This is a genomic window from Macrococcoides caseolyticum (assembly GCF_002902665.1).
In the GTDB taxonomy this organism is placed as follows: domain Bacteria; phylum Bacillota; class Bacilli; order Staphylococcales; family Staphylococcaceae; genus Macrococcoides; species Macrococcoides caseolyticum.
This window is the reverse complement of the sequence record NZ_PPRM01000067.1, coordinates 1-241: the sequence shown is the minus strand read 5'-3', so window position 1 is coordinate 241 and position 241 is coordinate 1. Positions and strand designations below refer to the sequence as shown.

Here is a 241-nt window from a genome sequence, read left to right as displayed (position 1 = left end):
ATGCGCCTTAAAGCGCTCTAAATCGAAATGAAGGCTATCCTTTGTTTTTTCGAATGCCTGATCGATACGTGCTCTTAGATCATCTTTCCATATATATTCGCCTTTATCCTTGAGCTTCTGCTCTTTAATCGTAACTGATGTGCCACGTTCCTTATGCTTTTCAATGACAGGGTAACCATGTTCCTTTACAACCGCATCATTGATGCGTTCGACGATCATCTTTTCCTGATAACAGTGATAC

1 pseudogene is annotated in these 241 nt (G+C 40.7%); it reads right to left on the bottom strand.

Annotated elements, in window-relative coordinates:
* Window positions 1-241: pseudogene (locus tag CD152_RS09390) on the bottom strand (hypothetical protein); the annotation flags it as partial.